A 16,482-nucleotide genomic window follows, 5' to 3' on the forward strand; every position below is an offset into this window, starting at 1 on the left:
CGGGCCGGGCGATATCTTCCTCTCACGGCATCTTGCGTCAAGAACGGCACAACCTCAAAAGGAGAGACGGTTTGGGGCAGAACTCTTCGGGGAACGAAAGGAGGGGCACATGAACCAATGGTCAAATTCGGTTCGCCGGCTCGGAGAGCGATTGAAATATTTGCGGACGTTGAAAAACATGACCCAGGCCGAACTGGCGCTAAAGCTCGATATCAGCCTGCGACAGTATAACCGCGTTGAACGGGGCGAGTCGCAGCCGACCATCACGTTATTGGAACGGATTTGCGCGGTTCTTGATTCATGCTTGGCCACGCTGTTTCTGGTTGCGGACGAAAAGGGACGAGGTGTCTGTCTCGAAAAAACGGGACAAAACCAAGCGACTTGCGGACATTCTCTGGCCGGGATGTGGGCTTTGAGGACTTCGTCCGGACCATCTCGCTGGTCCGCTTCCTTGTATCAGCTTCTTGGCTACACGCCTTTTTCCGTCAAACCCACCTTGAATCGCTTTTTGAAGCATGTTTCGCCGGAGGAACAATCCGTGTTCAAGGCGTTTATTGATGCGGCGAAGCAATCTGGAAACATCGGGAGCCAGTTCCTCCATATAGTCACCAAATCCTCGGAAAATCGCTTTGTGATTCTTTCCAGGGATTTCTTTCCTGGTCAAAGCAACATGAAGAACCATATATTCTTATTCAGGATATAACGGATCAAATTCTTCTAGAGCGTGCTCTCAATCGCGATAAAGAACAGTTGGAGAAATATGTTCGGGAAAGAAATACCGATCTTGAGTTGACACTGTCTCGATATCAGCAGGAGATTTCAGAGCGAATCAAGACTGAAGAAGTCTTGAAAATTTTCAAGTTAATAGTCAGGGAATCGAATAATCCGCAAGCATACGTTGACAATAAAGGCATTATCGTCATCGCGAACACTGCATATGAAAAACTTGTCAACATGACCGCAATGGAAATTGTTGGGAAGGACTACGAAACACTCATTTCCAGAATACGAGGGCGCGCATGTTATGACCTTGAAATAAAACCTTGCCTGGATACCGTCTTCCTGCGTGGGGAGAGAACGTATCGGGCAGGATGGGTGCCCGGGGAGTATGGCCGCAGATTTCTCAGTCGGACGTATGCGCCATGCAGGGACGGAGAAAAAATAGCAGGAGTGATAATCACGATACATGACATCACCCACCTGATGATCGCACTTGATCAACTCGCGGAAACCGAAGCCCGTTTTCGCAATCTTCTCGAGAATTTCCCCAACGTGGCCGTTCAAGGGTATCGGCAGGACGGCACGATCTTCTACTGGAATTTGGCTTCGGAACACATCTACGGCTATTCAGCCGAGGAAGCCGTGGGCCGCAATATCCTGGACTTAGTCATTCCTCCGGGAATACGGGAGGAAGTCAAAGTGGCGATGCGGCAGATGGCCCATTCCGGTGTGACGATCCCCGCATCCGAATGGTGGCTGGTACGCAAGGACGGCACCCCGGTCCTCGTGTATTCCAGTCACGCGATCGTCAAAAAAGAAGGCGTTCTTCCTGAGTTGTTCTGCACTGATATAGATCTCACCGAAAGAATGCTGGCAGAAAAGGCATTGCTCGAACAAAAAGCCCACCTGAGATCAATCCTTGATACGATACGGGATGGTTTCTGCATCGTCGACTTGCGGGGCAATCTCGTCGACGTCAACGAGGCGTACTGTCGCATGACCGGGTACAGCAGGGGAGAGCTGCTACGCCTGAACATCAAAGACCTGGAAGGCGACGAAACGCCGTCTGAAATCGCGGAAAGAGTGGAGCGCATCATCACGAATGGTTGCGAGCTGTTCGAGCTCCGGTACCGCAAGAGCGACGGAACACTTCGCAACTTCGAGATCTCCTCGACATTGCTGAATGAGAATGGAGGGCAGGTCGTCAATTTTTGCGGGACATCACGGAACGGAAGCGGGCCGAAGCAGCGTTGGCCGAAGCCAAGGAAACCGCGGAAGAGGCCAGTCGGGCCAAAAGCGACTTCCTGGCCAAGATGAGCCACGAGGTCCGGACTCCACTGAGCGGGATTGTCGGCTTGGTCAATCTGCTTGCGGATACCTCGCTTGATGAGGAGCAGCGTGAGTACGTCACGCACATTTCCAAGAGTTCGGAAAAAATGCTCAAATTGCTCTGCTCTTTGCTGGACCTCTCCAGAATCGAGGCCGGTAAAATCGAGCTTGAGGAAGAGCCCTTCTCGCTCCGCTGGACCGTGGAAGATGTGGTGAATTTGATGATTCCGTTAGCCCGTCAAAAGAACCTGACCCTCAAGTGGGACATCGCGGAAAACGTCCCGGGTTTTCTTGGCGGTGACATGGACAGGCTGCGGCAAGTTCTGTTGAATCTCGTCGGCAACGCCATCAAGTTCACGGATCAGGGCACGGTGGATGTGCTGTGCGGTCTGGAGTCGATTGACGGGGCAAGGGCTCTGATGCGTTTCACGGTCACGGATACGGGGGTCGGCGTTCCGGCGGACCAGATTGATGCGCTGTTCTCCCCGTATGTTCGCGGAAAAAACGTGAACTCCCGATATTCCGGCACCGGGTTGGGCTTGGCCATCTGCAAGGAACTGGTGGAATTGATGGGCGGCGAAATCCGGGTGCAAAGCACGGAAGGCGAAGGTTCGACGTTCTGGTTCACGGCGTGGTTCACGTTACTTGAGGCAGTAGGTGAAGACTGATAACAGTATTACCATCTTGATTCCAACCCCCGAAAAACTCGAACCAGGAGGCAACCGTGATAGAAGTCGGCGGAATATTCAGCTTGATCCTGCTCATCGCCTGTGTTTGGGCCATTGTTCAGGTTTTTCAAAGCCGTGCGAGCACCGGTTCGAAGGTGTTCTGGGTCGTCCTGATCCTCCTTCTGCCCTTGATCGGATTGATTATCTGGTTCGTGGCCGGGCCACGCGGCTCCGGATATCAAATCCGCTGAAACGCCGGATGTGGGACCTGACGTTTTTCAATTCTCATACTCTTTTACATTGCGGAGGTTGTCATGACTGGTGGTGTGCGCTTGAGCTGTTTTCTCCGGAAGGCCGTGGCGATGCTCTGTCTCTGCTGCGTTGGTTTCGTGGCGGTCAATGAGGAGGGGAACGCGACGAGCGTCGTTGATCCGACCGTGGTGATGACCGACAAGGGAGCGGTGCGTGGTGTGGTGCGCGACGGCGTGCGCGAATTCAAGGGGATTCCGTATGCCCAGGCGCCGGTGGGCGAATTGCGCTGGGCGCCTCCCCAACCCGTTTCGGCCTGGACCGAGACGCTGGACGCCACGCAATACCGCACCATCTGCCCGCAAGTGGAGCGCTACGGCATTCCCGAGTCCAGCGAGGACGAGGACTGTCTGCACCTGAACGTCACTGCGCCTTACAAGGATGTCGAGGATCTTTCGCGCAAGCGTCCGGTCATCGTCTGGTTGCACGGCGGGGCGTTCGTGGGCGGCTCCAGCGCGTTGTATCCGTTGGATTACATGGCCACGCGCGGCGACGTGGTGATGGTGTCGATGAATTATCGTCTCGGCGTGTTCGGCTTTACGGCGCATCCGTCTTTCGACGCGGATCACAACGGCGGCTACGGACTGGAGGATCAGCGCGCCGCGTTGCGCTGGGTCAGGCGGAACATCGCCGCGTTTGGCGGCGATCCGGATACCATTACCATCGCCGGGGAATCAGCCGGGGGCTCGGGGGTGTGCATGCACCTGCTCGCGCCGGACGAAACGCGCGGGCTGTTCCACAAGGCGATCATCATGAGCGCGGGGTGCGTTACGCCTTTGCCCAGCGTCGACGATGCCAACAAGATCGGGCGGCAGATAGCCTCGGAAGTCGGCTGTGATGAAGAAAATGGCTCGCTTGCCTGCCTGCGCGGTAAAACGGTCAAGGAGCTGCTCGACGCGGGGACGAAGGTTGCCGGTTCGAACATCCTGACCTTCATGCCGAGCATCGGCAACAAGACCAATCCACTGCCCGGCGCCCAGGCGTTCCCGGCCGGCGAATTCGTTCAGGTTCCGGTAATCTATGGCGGCACGCGCGACGAGCTGCGCCTGTACGTGGCCTATGCCATGCAGGCCGGACAGAAAATCACCGAGGAGAACTATGAAGCGCTCTTGAAGCAGACCTATGACGAAAAGTCCGAAGCCATCGCGAAGCAGTATCCCGTTGCCAATTACTCGTCGGCCCCGGCCGCGCTGGGCACGGTATGGTCGGATTTCCGCCCTGACGTTGGCCTGAACCATTGCATTTATCTGGAATCAGCCAAGCTGATCCGCAAGTTGGCGCCGGTTTATCAGTACGTGTTCGCCGACGGTGACGCGCCGCCGGTGACCACCAATCCGGGTTTCGAGATGGGCGCGGTGCATTCCTCCGAACTGCCCTACATGTTTCCGCATTACGACAACACCCGGCAGCTCGCCGGTCCTGATCTGGCCCCGGCCTCTCAGAAACTCGCCGAGCAGATGGTGGACTATTTCACGCACTTTGCCCGCGAGGGCCAACCCGTTGCCGAGGGGGCGCCGGAATGGAATATTTTTGACCGGGACGATCGGGTCATGAATTTCGAGCCGGGCAATCTTGGGTATTTCAATGCCGCGGCCGCGCATTATTGTACATTCTGGAAAGGTCTGTACCCGGATATCCTGACCCAGAGCGGCCAGGATTCGGGAACGCCTCAATGAGATTCGTTGCTTCCTCAACCGTTCACTTTTGGTAAGGGAGTTCACCCAGGGCCGCGGGAACGCTCTCGAAAACAGCAATGTTCCCTTTTTGGTGGCCAAAAGGTAGAGCAATCTTCATTACAGTAACCCCTGTTACAGTAACCGCTGTTACTGTAACAGGGGTTACCTTTTAGCGGGAGGGGCGGTCTTGCGGGAAATGCGAGCGCAATCCGAGCAGGGCGGAAGGATGACCGTGATTACCGGGTGGAGGCGGGTGGGGGAGACCAGGGTGGTCCGAGAGAGAAAGACTACAACATCATCCACAAGGTCCCCCCTGTTCGTCAAACCTGGTTCCCGGTTCCAGAAATACGCCATGGACGACAATTTCCTCAATTTTTGGTTCCATCTCACCTTCAAGCGGTAAGCTACGAAAGTGGGACCGTGCGAACCCATCACGGATGAGGCAACGGGGTTTTGAGGAGGGTGGCGGCGGGGTTCGCAGCGGTTTCTTCTGAACCCTGGGTGGTGTCGGGATGGCTGAGGAAGGAAGATTGAAGGCGATGGTTGGTGACGGCGGGGAGGACGGTCTGGACGTGTTCGGGCAGGACCATGGTTTGGCCTTCCAGGAAGGCCCAGGCCTGGGCCGCGCGGAGCAGGGCGCGTCCGGCCCGGGGGGAGAGGCCGGTCTGGAAGGCCGCTGAGCGGCGCGAGGTTTTGAGCAGGGCCTGGACATAGTCCAGGAGGGCGTCGGAAACGTGGACCTCCAGGACGGCTTGCTGCAATTCCAGAAGCCGCTCCGGCTTGAGCAAGGCCGATGCTCCGCGCAGGGCTTCACGGGGATCGTCGATGCGCAGGAGTTCGCGCTCCGTGGCCGCATCCGGGTAGCCCAGGCTGATGCGCATCAGAAAGCGGTCCAGTTGAGATTCGGGCAGGGGGTAGGTGCCGATCTGGTGGAGCGGATTCTGGGTGGCGATGACGAAAAACGGATGGGGCAACGCCCTGGTCCGGCCGTCCATGGTCACCTGGCCCTCTTCCATGGCCTCCAGCAGGGCGCTTTGGGTTTTCGGCGTGGCCCGGTTGATTTCGTCGGCCAGAATAACCTGGGAAAAGATCGGTCCGGGGTGGAAGCTGAAGGTCTGCTCTCTGCGGTCGTAGATCGAGACGCCGAGGATGTCCGCGGGCAAGAGGTCGCTGGTGAACTGGATGCGCTGCATGTTCAGACCCAGGATTCGAGCCATGGCCTCGGCCAGGGTGGTCTTGCCCACCCCGGGAATGTCCTCGATCAGCAAATGCCCCTTGGCCAGCAGACAGGCCAGGGCCAGCCCGACTTCGCGTTTCTTGCCCAGCAGGTGGCGGCTGATGCCCGTCAGGACGGGCTGAAGTTCGTGATGCAATCGTTCTCCTTTATTAAAAACTTGTCAGATTCTGCAGGCTGTTCAAAAACCCCCGATGGCAAGGCGCAAAAAAAGTTCAAGGCCGAAGCGTATTTAGTCATACGTGAGGGTTTGAACTTTTTGCAGCAACGCAGCTAGCGGGGTTTTTCAACAGCCTGTTAAATCGGCCAGCGGGCCGCGATGGGCATGCGCCAGCCGGAGCCGAAGGCCACGTCGGTGATTTTCAGGCCGGGCGCGGCTTGGCGGCGTTTGAACTCCGCGTTTTTGATCAGCCCGACCACCCGGTGGACGTCCTCCGGGGCGAAGCCTTCGCGGATGATTTCTTCGCTGGATTGGTGCAACTGGACCACGCGCTCCAGGATGGCGTCCAGGATGTTGTATTCCGGGAGGCTGTCCTGATCGGTCTGGTTCGGACGGAGCTCGGCCGTGGGCGGACGGGTCAGGATGCGCTCCGGGATCACGGGCCCGCGACGGGCGTTCAGCCAGCGGGACGTGGCGTAGACCAGGGTTTTGGGCACGTCGGCGATGACCGCCAGGCCTCCGGCCATGTCCCCGTACATGGTGCAGTAGCCCACGGCCAGTTCGGATTTGTTCCCCGTGGTCAGCAGCATGGCCCGGTACTTGTTGGACAGGGCCATCAGCAGGTTGCCCCGGATTCGGGCCTGGATGTTCTCCTCGGTCACGTCCGCCTCATACCCGGCGAAGGCCTGGGTCAGGGAGGCGTCGAAGCCCCGCATCAGATCCTCGATGGGCAGGGTGAGGTGCTTGACGCCCAGGTTGGCGGCCAGGGCCACGGCGTCGTCGATGCTGGCCCGGCTGGTGTAGGGCGAGGGCAGGAGCACGGCCAGGACGTTTTCCGGCCCCAGGGCTTCGGCGGCGATGGCCGCGGTCAGGGCCGAGTCGATCCCGCCGGATAGGCCGAGCAGGGCCTTGCTGAAGCCGATTTTCCGCAGGTAGTCCCGGACCCCCAGGACCAGAGCATTCCATACTTCCTCTTCCCGCGACCCGTCGCCAGCCGACGCGGCCACAATGGAGGGCGGTGAAGAGACCGCAATCGACGCGGTCGGCGTTTGGTCCGGCGCAACGGCAACAGCCAGACGGTCGGCTCTCCGATGCGAATCTTCGTCCGTCCTCATTTCGATATCCACCACGATCAGGTCTTCGGCAAAGGCCGCGGCCGCCGCGATTTGTCCGCCCTTGGCGTCAAAGGCGCAACCTCGTCCGTCGAAGATCAGGTCGTCGTTGCCGCCCACCTGATTGACGTAGACCAGGGGCAGGCGATGCTTGGCAGCCATGTTCGCCAGCATGCGCAGCCGGAAGCCGTGTTTGTCCAGATGGAACGGGGACGCGGAAAGGTTGACCACGCAATGCACGCGCTGCTCGACCAGCCGCTGCACCGGGTCCATCCGGTAGCGCCGCGACGTCCAGAAGTCCTTGTCGTTCCAAATATCCTCGCAGATGGTCACCCCGATCCGCCGTCCGTCCAACTCGAACCAGCCTGGAGCGTCGAAGGGCTCGAAATAACGGTCCTCATCAAAGACGTCGTACGTGGGCAGAAGGGTCTTGTGGAAGATGTCCTGGATTTCTCCGCCGCGTAACAGGGCCGCGCAGTTCCAGAGCGGGCGGCCCTGGCCGGACGTGTTCGGCTCGGCCAAGCCTACCAGCACGGGCGGGGCGTCGGCTAGGTCCCGACCCAGAGTGCGCAGTACGGCCCAGCCGGCGTCGATGAATCCCTTGTTCAGCAGCAGGTCCCGGGGTGGGTAGCCCAACAGGGACAGTTCCGAGGTGACGCACAGGGCCGCGTTTTGGCGGGCCGCGGCGTGGACGGCGTCGGCGATCTTGCGGGCGTTTCCGTCCAGATCGCCGACAGTGTAGTTGTTTTGGAGCAGGGCGATACGCATTGGGTGGTGGGATCAAGGGTTCACGGTTGTCAAATATTGGCGCTGCCGGGACACTTTCATCTCCGTCGTCGGACAAAGATTTTCAACCACGGGGCACACGGGGATCACGGGGAAATAAACCCTGGTTTTACAGAATATGTTCCTCGTGTCCCCCGTGATCCCCGTGATCCCCGTGGTTACATCTTCAGTGGCGTTGCTTCTTGCCCTAAAAGGTCGCTGTAGCATCAGGGGCTTCTCGCAAGTGTTCGACGACGTGTTCGGTCAGGTCGTCCATGATTTCACCGTGATCGAAGCCGGCCAGGTGGAGCAGGGCGTGGGTCAGCAGGCGGATGAAGTGGTCGCGCGGGGCCTGGCCGTAGAGGAAGGCCTCCCGGAGCACCGCGTCCGCGCTGATGACGATGGAGCCGCGGATATTCGGATCGGGCTCGGAGGTTGGGGCCGACTCCGCCGGAAAGCTGAGCACGTTGGTCGGGCCCGCTCCGCCCAGGTGCTTTTGGTGCAGGTCTGTGATTCCCTTGTCCGAAGTGATCCGAAGTTCCAACACTGGTTGGCCGAAAGCGCCGGAAAGGCCCGCGACGTCCAGAATCCGGGTCACCATATCCCGGAGCGCCGCGCGGTTCAACGGGAGAACCGGATGGCGCAGGGTCTCGGGGTCCCGCAGCAGGCTGAGTTCAGCGGGCCGGGGCGAGGCGGGGCGAGGGCGTTTTCGCGGATTCGGACTTGGACGGCGTTGGGGCGGCATGGATTCCGGGTTTGGGATAGTCGATGCGTTGGTGAAAAATTCCGGTCAGGATGCGTTGAAAGGTTTCGCTGAGGATGTTCAGGTCCTTCAGGCTGAGGTCCGATTCGTCCAGCTGGCCTTCGTTGAACACGGTGCGTACCAAGTTCTGGATGTGGTTGCGCACTCGGCTGGGCGTGGGGTCCACCAGGGTTCGGCTGGAAGCCTCGATGGCGTCGGCCAGAAGAATGATCCCGGCTTCCTTGGTTTGCGGCTTGGGACCCGGATACCGGAAATCGTCCTCCCGGACACATTCCGTGCCCTTTTCTTCGCATATTTTGAGCGCTTTCTGGTAAAAATAGACGATCAGCCGCGACCCGTGATGCTGCTGGATCAAATCCGTGATTTCCGCTCCCAGTTTGTGTTCCGAGGCCAGTTCAGCGCCCTTTTTGACGTGAGAGATCAGGATCAGGGCGCTCATGGACGGGGCCAGCTTGTCATGGCGGTTCTCGCAGCCGAACTGATTCTCGATAAAGTAGTGCGGGTTCTTGATCTTGCCGATGTCGTGGTACAGGGCCGCGACCTTGGCCAGCAAAGGATTGGCGCCCACGGCCTTGGCTCCGGCCTCGGCCATGTTGGCCACGATCAGGCAGTGGTGGTAGGTCCCTGGAGCGTTGACCATCAAGGACTGGAGCAAGGGTTGTTCCAGGCTCATCATTTCCAGGAGCTTGAACCGCGAGGTGTAGCCGAACAGATATTCCACCACCGGGCTGAAGGCCAGGAGCAATAGGATCGACAGCATCGCTCCGGCGGCGCTGAACGCCGCGCCTGCGGCGAGCCAGGAGAGGCTTTGGAAGTCCAGAAGGTTCAGGGCGGCCCAGGTTCCCAGGAGCAGGCCGAGCAGGGGCAGCCCCGCGCGCAGGATGTCCGTCCTGGTCTGGGCGCCGCGCAGGAGCATGGCGCAGCCTACAGCGCCCACAAGGTAGAACAGGAATACGTCGAACCCGGCATGAAGCATCTGGGTGCAGAGAAAGGCCAGCAGAGCTCCGGCAAAAACACAGATCAGCAAGGGAAAGAACAGGGCCAGCACCCCGGCGGCCCCGGCCACGGGCAGGCTGTACACGAAGATGTCCGGGGTCATGGTCAACAGTTCCCGGCTCAGGGGGAAGCGGTACAGGGCCACGAACTTGGCCATGGCCGCGAAGGTGAGCATCACCGAGGCCAGCAGCAGAGCGTCCTTGGTGGTCAGCTGTCTGCCGGGAGGGGCAGCGGCGTTGAAAATGCCCAGGCTGAAGATCAGAGAGATGATCAGCACCCCGCTGAAGCGGTCCCAGTCGTACCCGCCATCCCGGGCGGCGAAAAAGGCCTGCATTTTTTGCTGCTGTTCCGCGGTGACCCGTTCGGCCTTGCGAACGATGATCTCGCCCTTTTTGATCTGGTAGAAAACAGGTTCCACGGACTGCACCGCGCTGGTCAACCGGGCCTGGGTCGCTTCCTGATTCAGAGTCAGGTTGGGCCGCAGCAGGGGGGCCAACAGCTCTTCCACGGCGCGACGCGTGGTTACCGGCAGGTTCAGGTTGACCCGCAGGTGCAGGTCCAGGGCGCGCATCACGCCGTCCAGGTCCGGAAAGTCCGCGGCGCTGAGATGCAGTTGTTCGTTGTCCGTGGCCAGATCCCGGACGATCATTCCGGAGGCGACGTCCGAGGCGAACCTGCGGTCGGCCAGAACGCCTTTCTGATAAGTACTCTCCAGCCAGGGCAGGACTTCCAGAACCACCATATTCTGGAAGGACTGTCTGTTCCATTCGGCCCACATCCCGGCCGGAATGCGGATGTTCAGCTCCTCGGCAACCAGGTTCTGGACCTGAGGCGTGGTTTCCGGCGTGGCCGAGGCGATCACGTCCAGCAGGCTGACGATTCTGCGGGCCATCTGAGCAAAGGGCATCTGGGCCAGGTCGAAGATCGGCGGCTGGCTTCGGGCCACCATGTCTCGGCGCGCGAGGGTGGATTCCTGGTCTTCGATGAGCAGGTCCCGGGGCGCGGTGACGTCGTGGCCGGCGATCTCGCCCTTGACGAAAATCCTTGCTCCGGGCTCGAAGCTCAACCCGGAAAGGACGGCCACCAGCACCATGCCGCCCATGAACACCAGCAGGCCGCTGAACCGGCTCTCCGGCGGCGTTCCTCCCGGCTTGGGAGAAAGCGCGGAGGATTTGGAGCTAGGCTTTTTGGGGGGCGTCTTGGCGTGTGAATCGGTCATAGGCATGGACGATCCGGCCCACCAGCGGGTGCCTGATCACGTCTTCCTCGTGAAAATGGATGAATTCGAGCCCCGCGACCCCGGACAGCACTTTTTCGGCCTGGACCAGTCCGGATCTGGCGTGCACGGGCAGGTCGATCTGGGTCACGTCCCCGGTGACCACGGCCTTGGAGCCGAAGCCCAGCCTGGTCAGGAACATCTTCATCTGTTCCTGGGTCGTGTTCTGGGCTTCGTCCAGGATGATGAACGCATCGTTGAGCGTGCGCCCGCGCATGAAAGCCAGGGGAGCGATTTCAATCACCCCGGTTTCCAGCATCTCCTGAACCTTGTGAAATTCCAGCATGTCGTGCAGGGCATCGTACAATGGGCGCAGATAAGGGTTGACCTTTTCCACCAGATCGCCGGGCAGAAAGCCCAGCTTTTCTCCGGCCTCGACGGCCGGCCTGGTCAGCACCAGTCGCTTGACTTCCTTCTTGGTCAGGGCCGCCACGGCCATGGCCACGGCCAGATAGGTCTTTCCCGTGCCCGCCGGGCCGATGCCGAAAACCAGATCCTTGCCGCGGATGGCCTGCAGGTAGCGGCGCTGACTGACGGTTCGGGGGGTGATGGTGCGTTTGGGGGAGGCGGCGTAGACCACATCCTTGAACACGGTCTTGATGTCGGCCTGGGGGTCGCGGCACAGGATGCGCCAGGCATGGTCCACGTCCTGGGCCTGAATGGACGTATTGGCCCGTTGCAGGCCGTGCAGCTGCACGAGGCAGTTGGCGGCCTGGTCCACCGTCTGCTGGTCTGCGCCGCGCAACACGGCCACGGAACCCCGGCTGTCCGCCGTGATCCCGCTCAACTCCGCGAGCTGGCGCAAATGGGCGTTGTGCGGTCCGAACAGTTTTTGAGCCTCGGAGGCGCTTTGAAATTCAAGACAGCGTTCAACGGTCATTTTGGGTGTTTTTTTGGCTCATCTTTTTGGGTCATCCCCCGATGGCGGACATGATTTTACGGCACACGGAACGCTCCCGGCCCTGGGCAGCCAGGAGTTCGTGGCCCATGGGCTTGATTTTGCCGGCCCGGATGATCACCTGGCGCAGATGCTCCCGTCCCAGTTTGGGCGAGCGGAGGATGGGGCGCAGGCGATATTCCTTGTCCGAAAAAAGACAGGTGCGCAACCGTCCGTCAGGAGTAATCCGCAGACGGTTGCATTGACCGCAGAAATGGGAGCTCAATGGGGAAATCACGCCGATGCGCCCCTTGCCTTCAGCGAGTGAAAACATCCTGGCCGGGCCTTTGCGCTTATCCCGTCCCTCCACGGGCACGAGGCGGGCGATGGTCCCGGCCTCGCGCAGGATTTCCGCGGCCGTCCAGAGCTGGTCCGGGGTCCAGACGGTTTGCTCGCCCATGGGCATGAACTCGATGAACCGCAGATCCAGGGGCAGCCGTTCCGCCAGCCGGACGAAGTCTGGCAACTCGTCGTCATTGACGCCTTTCAGGGCCACGACGTTGATCTTGACCCGCAGTCCGTGCTCCAGGCACTGATCAATGGCCCCGCGGACCTGAAGAAAGAAGTCCCGTCCGGTGATGCGCTGGAATTTTTGTCGATCCAGGGTGTCCAGGGAGATGTTCAATCCCTGGATTCCGATTTCCTTGAGCGCCGGGATCTTGCCGGACAAGAGCGTGGCGTTGGTGGTCAGGCGCATGTCCAGGTGCGGATGACGCTGGAGGATCTGTTCCAGAAAGTGCAGAAAATTTTTGCGGATGAAGGGTTCGCCGCCGGTCAGACGGACTTTGGAAATGTTCAGCTCCGAGGCCACGGCGATCAATTCCAGGCTCTCCTCGTAACTGAGCATCTGGTCGTGGGGCAGCATTTTCAAAGCCGCGCAGGACGACCGGCAGTATAGACAGCGCAGGTTGCAGCGATCCGTGATGCTCAGTCGCAGATAATTTATGCTTCGTCCATGCTGGTCGGTCATGGTTTCGGAAAGCATGGGGCCGAGGCTTGGGAGGATGCTCGGGTCGGGGTGCTTGGGAAGCGTCATGGTGGGTGTGGAATATAAGGCTGTTTGATTCGATGTCTACACCGAGACTCGTAGCTTGGCTTCCAACTCCGGATCCAGGGCCACGTTCAGGGTGCGCAGGACCCGGTCCACCGCGGCCATGCCCGGCGTCCCCTTGACCGGACGCACGTACTTGACCTGAGCGCAGATGATCGTGGCTCGTGCGGCCCCGGAAAAGTGGCTGGCCAATCCGGCCAGGCTGGCGGCTTCCTCCATGGTTCGCTCCGGGACGTCCCGGCCCGGGGAGTCTCGCTTTAGGACCAGGTGCGCTCCAGGACCGTCCGCCGCGTGAAACCAGTAGTCGAACGGGCTGGCCGCCTTGGTCAGGAGGTGGTGATTGGCCTTCTGGTTCTTGCCGCGCAAGAGAACAAAGCCGTCGCTACTCAAAAAGCGATGCAGGGGCAAGGCCCGTTCGTCATTGGGGCGGTTTCGGGCTTTCGGGGCCGGTGGACGATGATCCCAAGACGCGCCCGAAAATGCCCTCGAAGAAGCCTCTGAAGACGCCGTGGTTCGCGCTCCCACCGCCCCGGCACGTCCCGGCTCCGGATTTGATTGGAGCTGTTCGCGACGTTTTTGCACATGCGTCAACCCGCGCCGCCCTTTCTCGGCCAACTGGAACCAGCGTTGCATGTTCTCGAGAATGGTCAGGCGCTTGTCGAAAATCAGCTCAACGGTTTCGCCTTTTGGATCGGTCAGGGTCAGCCGCTCGACCTTGGAGCGGGGCGTGAGCTGCTGCGCCGGAAGCTGGTAGAGGTGACAACGGATCAACTCGGCCTGGTCGGCAAGACGAACGTACTCGCGTAGCCGGTGTTCATCCGCGTCCAGGTTGCGACGTAGCCGCGCGATGCGTTTGAGTTCCCGGGGTTCGGGGGCGGCTGGTCCGTTTGAGGCTTGATCCGGGAAGAAAATCTCCTCGGCCAGGAGATTCGCGGCCTGGAAGGCCGATGAGCTTGTCTGCTCGTCGCGTCCCTGGCGCAGGGACTGGGGAAGCGGCCACGCGAGAACCCAGGGTCGGCTCGGACTCTGGGATTTGCCGCCCTGGGGAGCGCGGTAGACAAAATAGGTTTCGGGTGCGCCGCCGGATCGGAGGGCGTCCAGCAGAGAGCGCCCTTGGTCTTCGGGCAGGGCGTGTATGGTGCGACGCAGCAGGGGGGAGACGTGGGGATGGGTTTGCCAGATTTGGTCGTCGTCGCGGATTTGCTCCCAGGTCGGCCAGGAGACGGGTCCCGAGGCGTCGTCCGAATTCGTCGCCGCCAATGAGTCGATATCGAGAGGCTCCGGCTCCGGTTCCGGCTCTGGCTGGTCGGACAAAAGTACGCCTTTTTGCGCGTCCAGAATGAGCCATGCTTGCGGCTCATGACGACCTAGGCCGAATGTTAGTCGACGCCGAACCCAGTCGGCCCGACAGCGCAGAATTCGAAGGCCCTGAACGTGCTTGCGCAAACGCATCACCTGGGCCGCGGGGGTGGCCGGGTTCTCCGGCGCATGCGGGGAGAGGGTCAGGGCGACATCCGCGGGATGGTGGGCGAAGAGCAAAAAGCGGGGATGGTCTGCGGGCTGGAGCCGAAAGGACCACCACCCAGGGCGCGGGGAGTAAATCCGCTCCAGGCGTCTGCCCAGCAGCATGGGCCGGATTTCTTCGACCAGGCCGCGAAAAAGGAGCGCCTCCATTTAATCGCCGCGCAACTGCTCCTCTTCTTCACGAGCGCTTTTGCACTTGATGCACAAGGTGGTCACCGGTCTGGCCTTGAGCCGCTGAATACTGATATCGTCGCCGCAGTCCTCGCAGAGGCCGAAGGTCCCGTTTTGAATCCGGGCCAGGGCTTCCTGGATTTTGGGAATCAGCTTCCGTTCCCGGTCTCGCAGGCGCAACATGAAGGAACGGTCGGTTTCCATGGTCGCCCTGTCGGAGGGATCGGCATAGACTTCGCGGTGGTCGGTCATGTCGTCCAGCGTGTCGGAACCGCGCTGGTTGATGTCCCGGATATTATCCTTGAGCATTTTTTCAAAAAAATCCAAATCTTTCTGTTCCATGGTCCCTCCGTGGCGATAAAAGCCGATTGCGGGGTGTGCTGGGCGGATACATCCTGAAGCTGTGTTGCGACTGGCAAGCACAAAAATAAAAAATACGAATGAAAGCTGCCTGTGAATCAACCGCCGCCCTCGGCGAAAAACAAGTATTATAGGAACGACGGCATGGAATGGCAATACGTCGCGACATGCGTCGTTGGCGTTCGCGCTGGGACGTTTTGAAAAACAAAGGAGCAGCCCCGATCCCGATAATCGGTTCATGGGACTGCTCCCGGAAACGGCGAACGCGATTTCAGAAAACGCCGTCAGTCGACCTGCTGAATGCCCTCCAGCAACCAGACGCCTTTTCCGTCCGAAGACCTGCTGAAATGCCAGATTTCCTGAATTTGAGACGGTTGAGCCGAACTGGAGTCTTCCCGAAGCAGGACGTCGAACAGCACGCTGCATACCGTGTCGTCGCCTTCTTCCTGGACTTCGAGCAAGGCGGCGTCCACCTGAAGCAGTTCGGTTTGGCCCATCATCGGCGCGGAGGCCTGCTGACGCTTGATTTCCGCGAACACCTCCCGAGTCGTAAAGTTGCGGATGTCGTCAATGTCGCGGTTGTTCCAGGACTTCTGCAAGCGGGCATAGGCCGCCTTGGCGCCGGAGAGAAATTCGTCCACGTCAAAGCCTTCAGGAATGGTGAGTCCGGAGGACGAAGCTCCGGAAGGCTCGGCGTTCAGGGCGTCCCAGGCGCTTTTTTCTCCAGATATGCCGGAAGATGAGTCGGAAGACGAGCCGGAAGAAGCGGAAGGCGAACTCCGGTGCAAAACCAGCTCCGGACGGTCTTCCGTCCCGCCATAAGGCGGTCCTTGGGCCGCGACCGGACCTGCTGGCTGGGCGGCCAGGCGACGGGAGCGGACAAAGCGGAAAATCAGAAAGAGAATCAGCCCGATGACCAGGATGTCGATGAAGTTGATCCCGGAAAAGGCGTCCAGGCCTCCGAAGAGCAAGGAGCCGATCAGCCCGCCCAGGAGCATGCCGCCCAACATCCCGCCGAGCATGCCGCCCATCCCGGGCCGCGCCGGGGCCTGCTGAGCGGACTGCTGCCCCTGCTGGCGGCTTTGTTGACCGGTTTGCTGCTGGGTCTGTTGCTGCTGGGTTTGGCGTTGCGTAGGTTGCGCGGGTTGTTGCGCCGGACGCTGATAGCTGGGCCGCGACCCGAAGGACCGGCTGCCGCCGAACCTCTGGGCCTCCGCGATTTCCGTCAGAATAAAGCCTCCAACGGCGAGCAGACAGACCAAGGAACCAAGAAAAACCGTAAATCGTGACACGCTGTACCTCCCGAAAAATTTTCGGAACCTTAATGCACAGGGCGGTGGTGTCAAGTTTAGCGGTCAGAGGTTACCGATTTCGAACTTCCTGGGGCTGCGGTTGAAGCAGGGGAGGAAGGTGGGGGGGAGTGGGATAGAG

Annotated in this window: 14 protein-coding genes; 5 read left to right on the top strand and 9 right to left on the bottom strand. The window is 60.1% G+C overall.

Annotated elements, in window-relative coordinates:
- The first annotated feature begins 109 nt into the window (after positions 1-109).
- The 5 genes from DESLA_RS21455 to DESLA_RS18585 all read left to right on the top strand — a co-directional run bounded on the left by DESLA_RS21455 (position 110) and on the right by DESLA_RS18585 (position 4,702).
- Positions 110-703, top strand: coding sequence for a helix-turn-helix domain-containing protein (locus DESLA_RS21455; RefSeq protein ID WP_051434355.1), 594 nt, complete (start codon positions 110-112; stop codon positions 701-703).
- 47 nt (positions 704-750) lie between these two features.
- Positions 751-2,037 (top strand): PAS domain-containing protein, encoded by a 1,287-nt coding sequence (locus tag DESLA_RS0103930; RefSeq protein WP_028571464.1) that lies wholly within the window; start codon positions 751-753, stop codon positions 2,035-2,037.
- On the top strand, positions 1,971-2,717 hold the full coding sequence (locus tag DESLA_RS18580) for a sensor histidine kinase (RefSeq protein WP_051434356.1): 747 nt from the start codon (positions 1,971-1,973) through the stop codon (positions 2,715-2,717). Before DESLA_RS0103930 ends, DESLA_RS18580 begins: the two co-directional genes overlap by 67 nt.
- Before the next feature lie 56 nt (positions 2,718-2,773).
- The gene (locus DESLA_RS0103940) at positions 2,774-2,968 is read left to right on the top strand and encodes a PLDc N-terminal domain-containing protein (protein WP_028571465.1); all 195 of its coding nucleotides are present in this window, start codon (positions 2,774-2,776) and stop codon (positions 2,966-2,968) included.
- Between the two features lie 63 nt (positions 2,969-3,031).
- Positions 3,032-4,702: a carboxylesterase/lipase family protein gene (locus DESLA_RS18585; protein ID WP_211239019.1), complete on the top strand. Its 1,671-nt coding sequence runs from the start codon at positions 3,032-3,034 to the stop codon at positions 4,700-4,702.
- A gap of 431 nt (positions 4,703-5,133) precedes the next feature.
- On the opposite strand, the gene DESLA_RS0103955 is transcribed toward DESLA_RS18585, so the two are convergent.
- The 9 genes from DESLA_RS0103955 to DESLA_RS0103995 all read right to left on the bottom strand — a co-directional run bounded on the left by DESLA_RS0103955 (position 5,134) and on the right by DESLA_RS0103995 (position 16,343).
- Positions 5,134-6,075, bottom strand: coding sequence for an AAA family ATPase (locus tag DESLA_RS0103955; protein ID WP_051434357.1), 942 nt, complete (start codon positions 6,073-6,075; stop codon positions 5,134-5,136).
- Positions 6,076-6,233: 158 nt separating this feature from the next.
- Positions 6,234-7,976 (bottom strand): NAD+ synthase, encoded by a 1,743-nt coding sequence (locus DESLA_RS0103960; protein ID WP_028571468.1) that lies wholly within the window; start codon positions 7,974-7,976, stop codon positions 6,234-6,236.
- Between the two features lie 205 nt (positions 7,977-8,181).
- Positions 8,182-8,718: an rRNA maturation RNase YbeY gene (gene ybeY, locus DESLA_RS0103965; protein WP_084031868.1), complete on the bottom strand. Its 537-nt coding sequence runs from the start codon at positions 8,716-8,718 to the stop codon at positions 8,182-8,184.
- Entirely contained in the window at positions 8,648-10,951 is a 2,304-nt protein-coding gene (locus tag DESLA_RS18590) for an HD family phosphohydrolase (protein ID WP_051434359.1), read from the bottom strand. The genes ybeY and DESLA_RS18590 overlap by 71 nt, the downstream gene beginning before the upstream one ends.
- Positions 10,911-11,888 carry a PhoH family protein gene (locus DESLA_RS0103975; RefSeq protein ID WP_028571470.1) on the bottom strand — a complete coding sequence of 326 codons (978 nt, stop codon included), beginning with the start codon at positions 11,886-11,888 and terminating at the stop codon, positions 10,911-10,913. Before DESLA_RS0103975 ends, DESLA_RS18590 begins: the two co-directional genes overlap by 41 nt.
- A 31-nt stretch (positions 11,889-11,919) precedes the next feature.
- Entirely contained in the window at positions 11,920-12,981 is a 1,062-nt protein-coding gene (gene moaA, locus DESLA_RS0103980) for a GTP 3',8-cyclase MoaA (RefSeq protein ID WP_245589992.1), read from the bottom strand.
- Positions 12,982-13,017: 36 nt separating this feature from the next.
- The gene (locus DESLA_RS18595) at positions 13,018-14,670 is read right to left on the bottom strand and encodes an NFACT RNA binding domain-containing protein (RefSeq protein WP_051434360.1); all 1,653 of its coding nucleotides are present in this window, start codon (positions 14,668-14,670) and stop codon (positions 13,018-13,020) included.
- Positions 14,671-15,033, bottom strand: a complete 363-nt coding sequence (gene dksA, locus DESLA_RS0103990) for an RNA polymerase-binding protein DksA (RefSeq protein WP_028571472.1) — start codon at positions 15,031-15,033, stop codon at positions 14,671-14,673.
- A 302-nt stretch (positions 15,034-15,335) separates the two neighbouring features.
- Positions 15,336-16,343 (bottom strand): Tim44 domain-containing protein, encoded by a 1,008-nt coding sequence (locus DESLA_RS0103995; protein WP_051434361.1) that lies wholly within the window; start codon positions 16,341-16,343, stop codon positions 15,336-15,338.
- Between the last annotated feature and the right edge of the window lie 139 nt (positions 16,344-16,482).

The sequence above is a fragment of the Desulfonatronum lacustre DSM 10312 genome (assembly GCF_000519265.1).
GTDB classification, from domain to species: domain Bacteria; phylum Desulfobacterota; class Desulfovibrionia; order Desulfovibrionales; family Desulfonatronaceae; genus Desulfonatronum; species Desulfonatronum lacustre.

Excerpts from the sequence above, each read along its gene's own strand:
- DESLA_RS21455 (WP_051434355.1), top strand. The coding sequence starts at position 110 with ATGAACCAATGGTCAAATTCGGTTCGCCGGCTCGGAGAGCGATTGAAA.
- DESLA_RS18585 (WP_211239019.1), top strand. The coding sequence starts at position 3,032 with ATGACTGGTGGTGTGCGCTTGAGCTGTTTTCTCCGGAAGGCCGTGGCG.
- DESLA_RS0103960 (WP_028571468.1), bottom strand. The coding sequence starts at position 7,976 with ATGCGTATCGCCCTGCTCCAAAACAACTACACTGTCGGCGATCTGGAC.
- ybeY (WP_084031868.1), bottom strand. The coding sequence starts at position 8,718 with ATGCCGCCCCAACGCCGTCCAAGTCCGAATCCGCGAAAACGCCCTCGC.
- DESLA_RS18590 (WP_051434359.1), bottom strand. The coding sequence starts at position 10,951 with ATGACCGATTCACACGCCAAGACGCCCCCCAAAAAGCCTAGCTCCAAA.
- DESLA_RS0103975 (WP_028571470.1), bottom strand. The coding sequence starts at position 11,888 with ATGACCGTTGAACGCTGTCTTGAATTTCAAAGCGCCTCCGAGGCTCAA.
- moaA (WP_245589992.1), bottom strand. The coding sequence starts at position 12,981 with ATGACGCTTCCCAAGCACCCCGACCCGAGCATCCTCCCAAGCCTCGGC.
- DESLA_RS18595 (WP_051434360.1), bottom strand. The coding sequence starts at position 14,670 with ATGGAGGCGCTCCTTTTTCGCGGCCTGGTCGAAGAAATCCGGCCCATG.
- dksA (WP_028571472.1), bottom strand. The coding sequence starts at position 15,033 with ATGGAACAGAAAGATTTGGATTTTTTTGAAAAAATGCTCAAGGATAAT.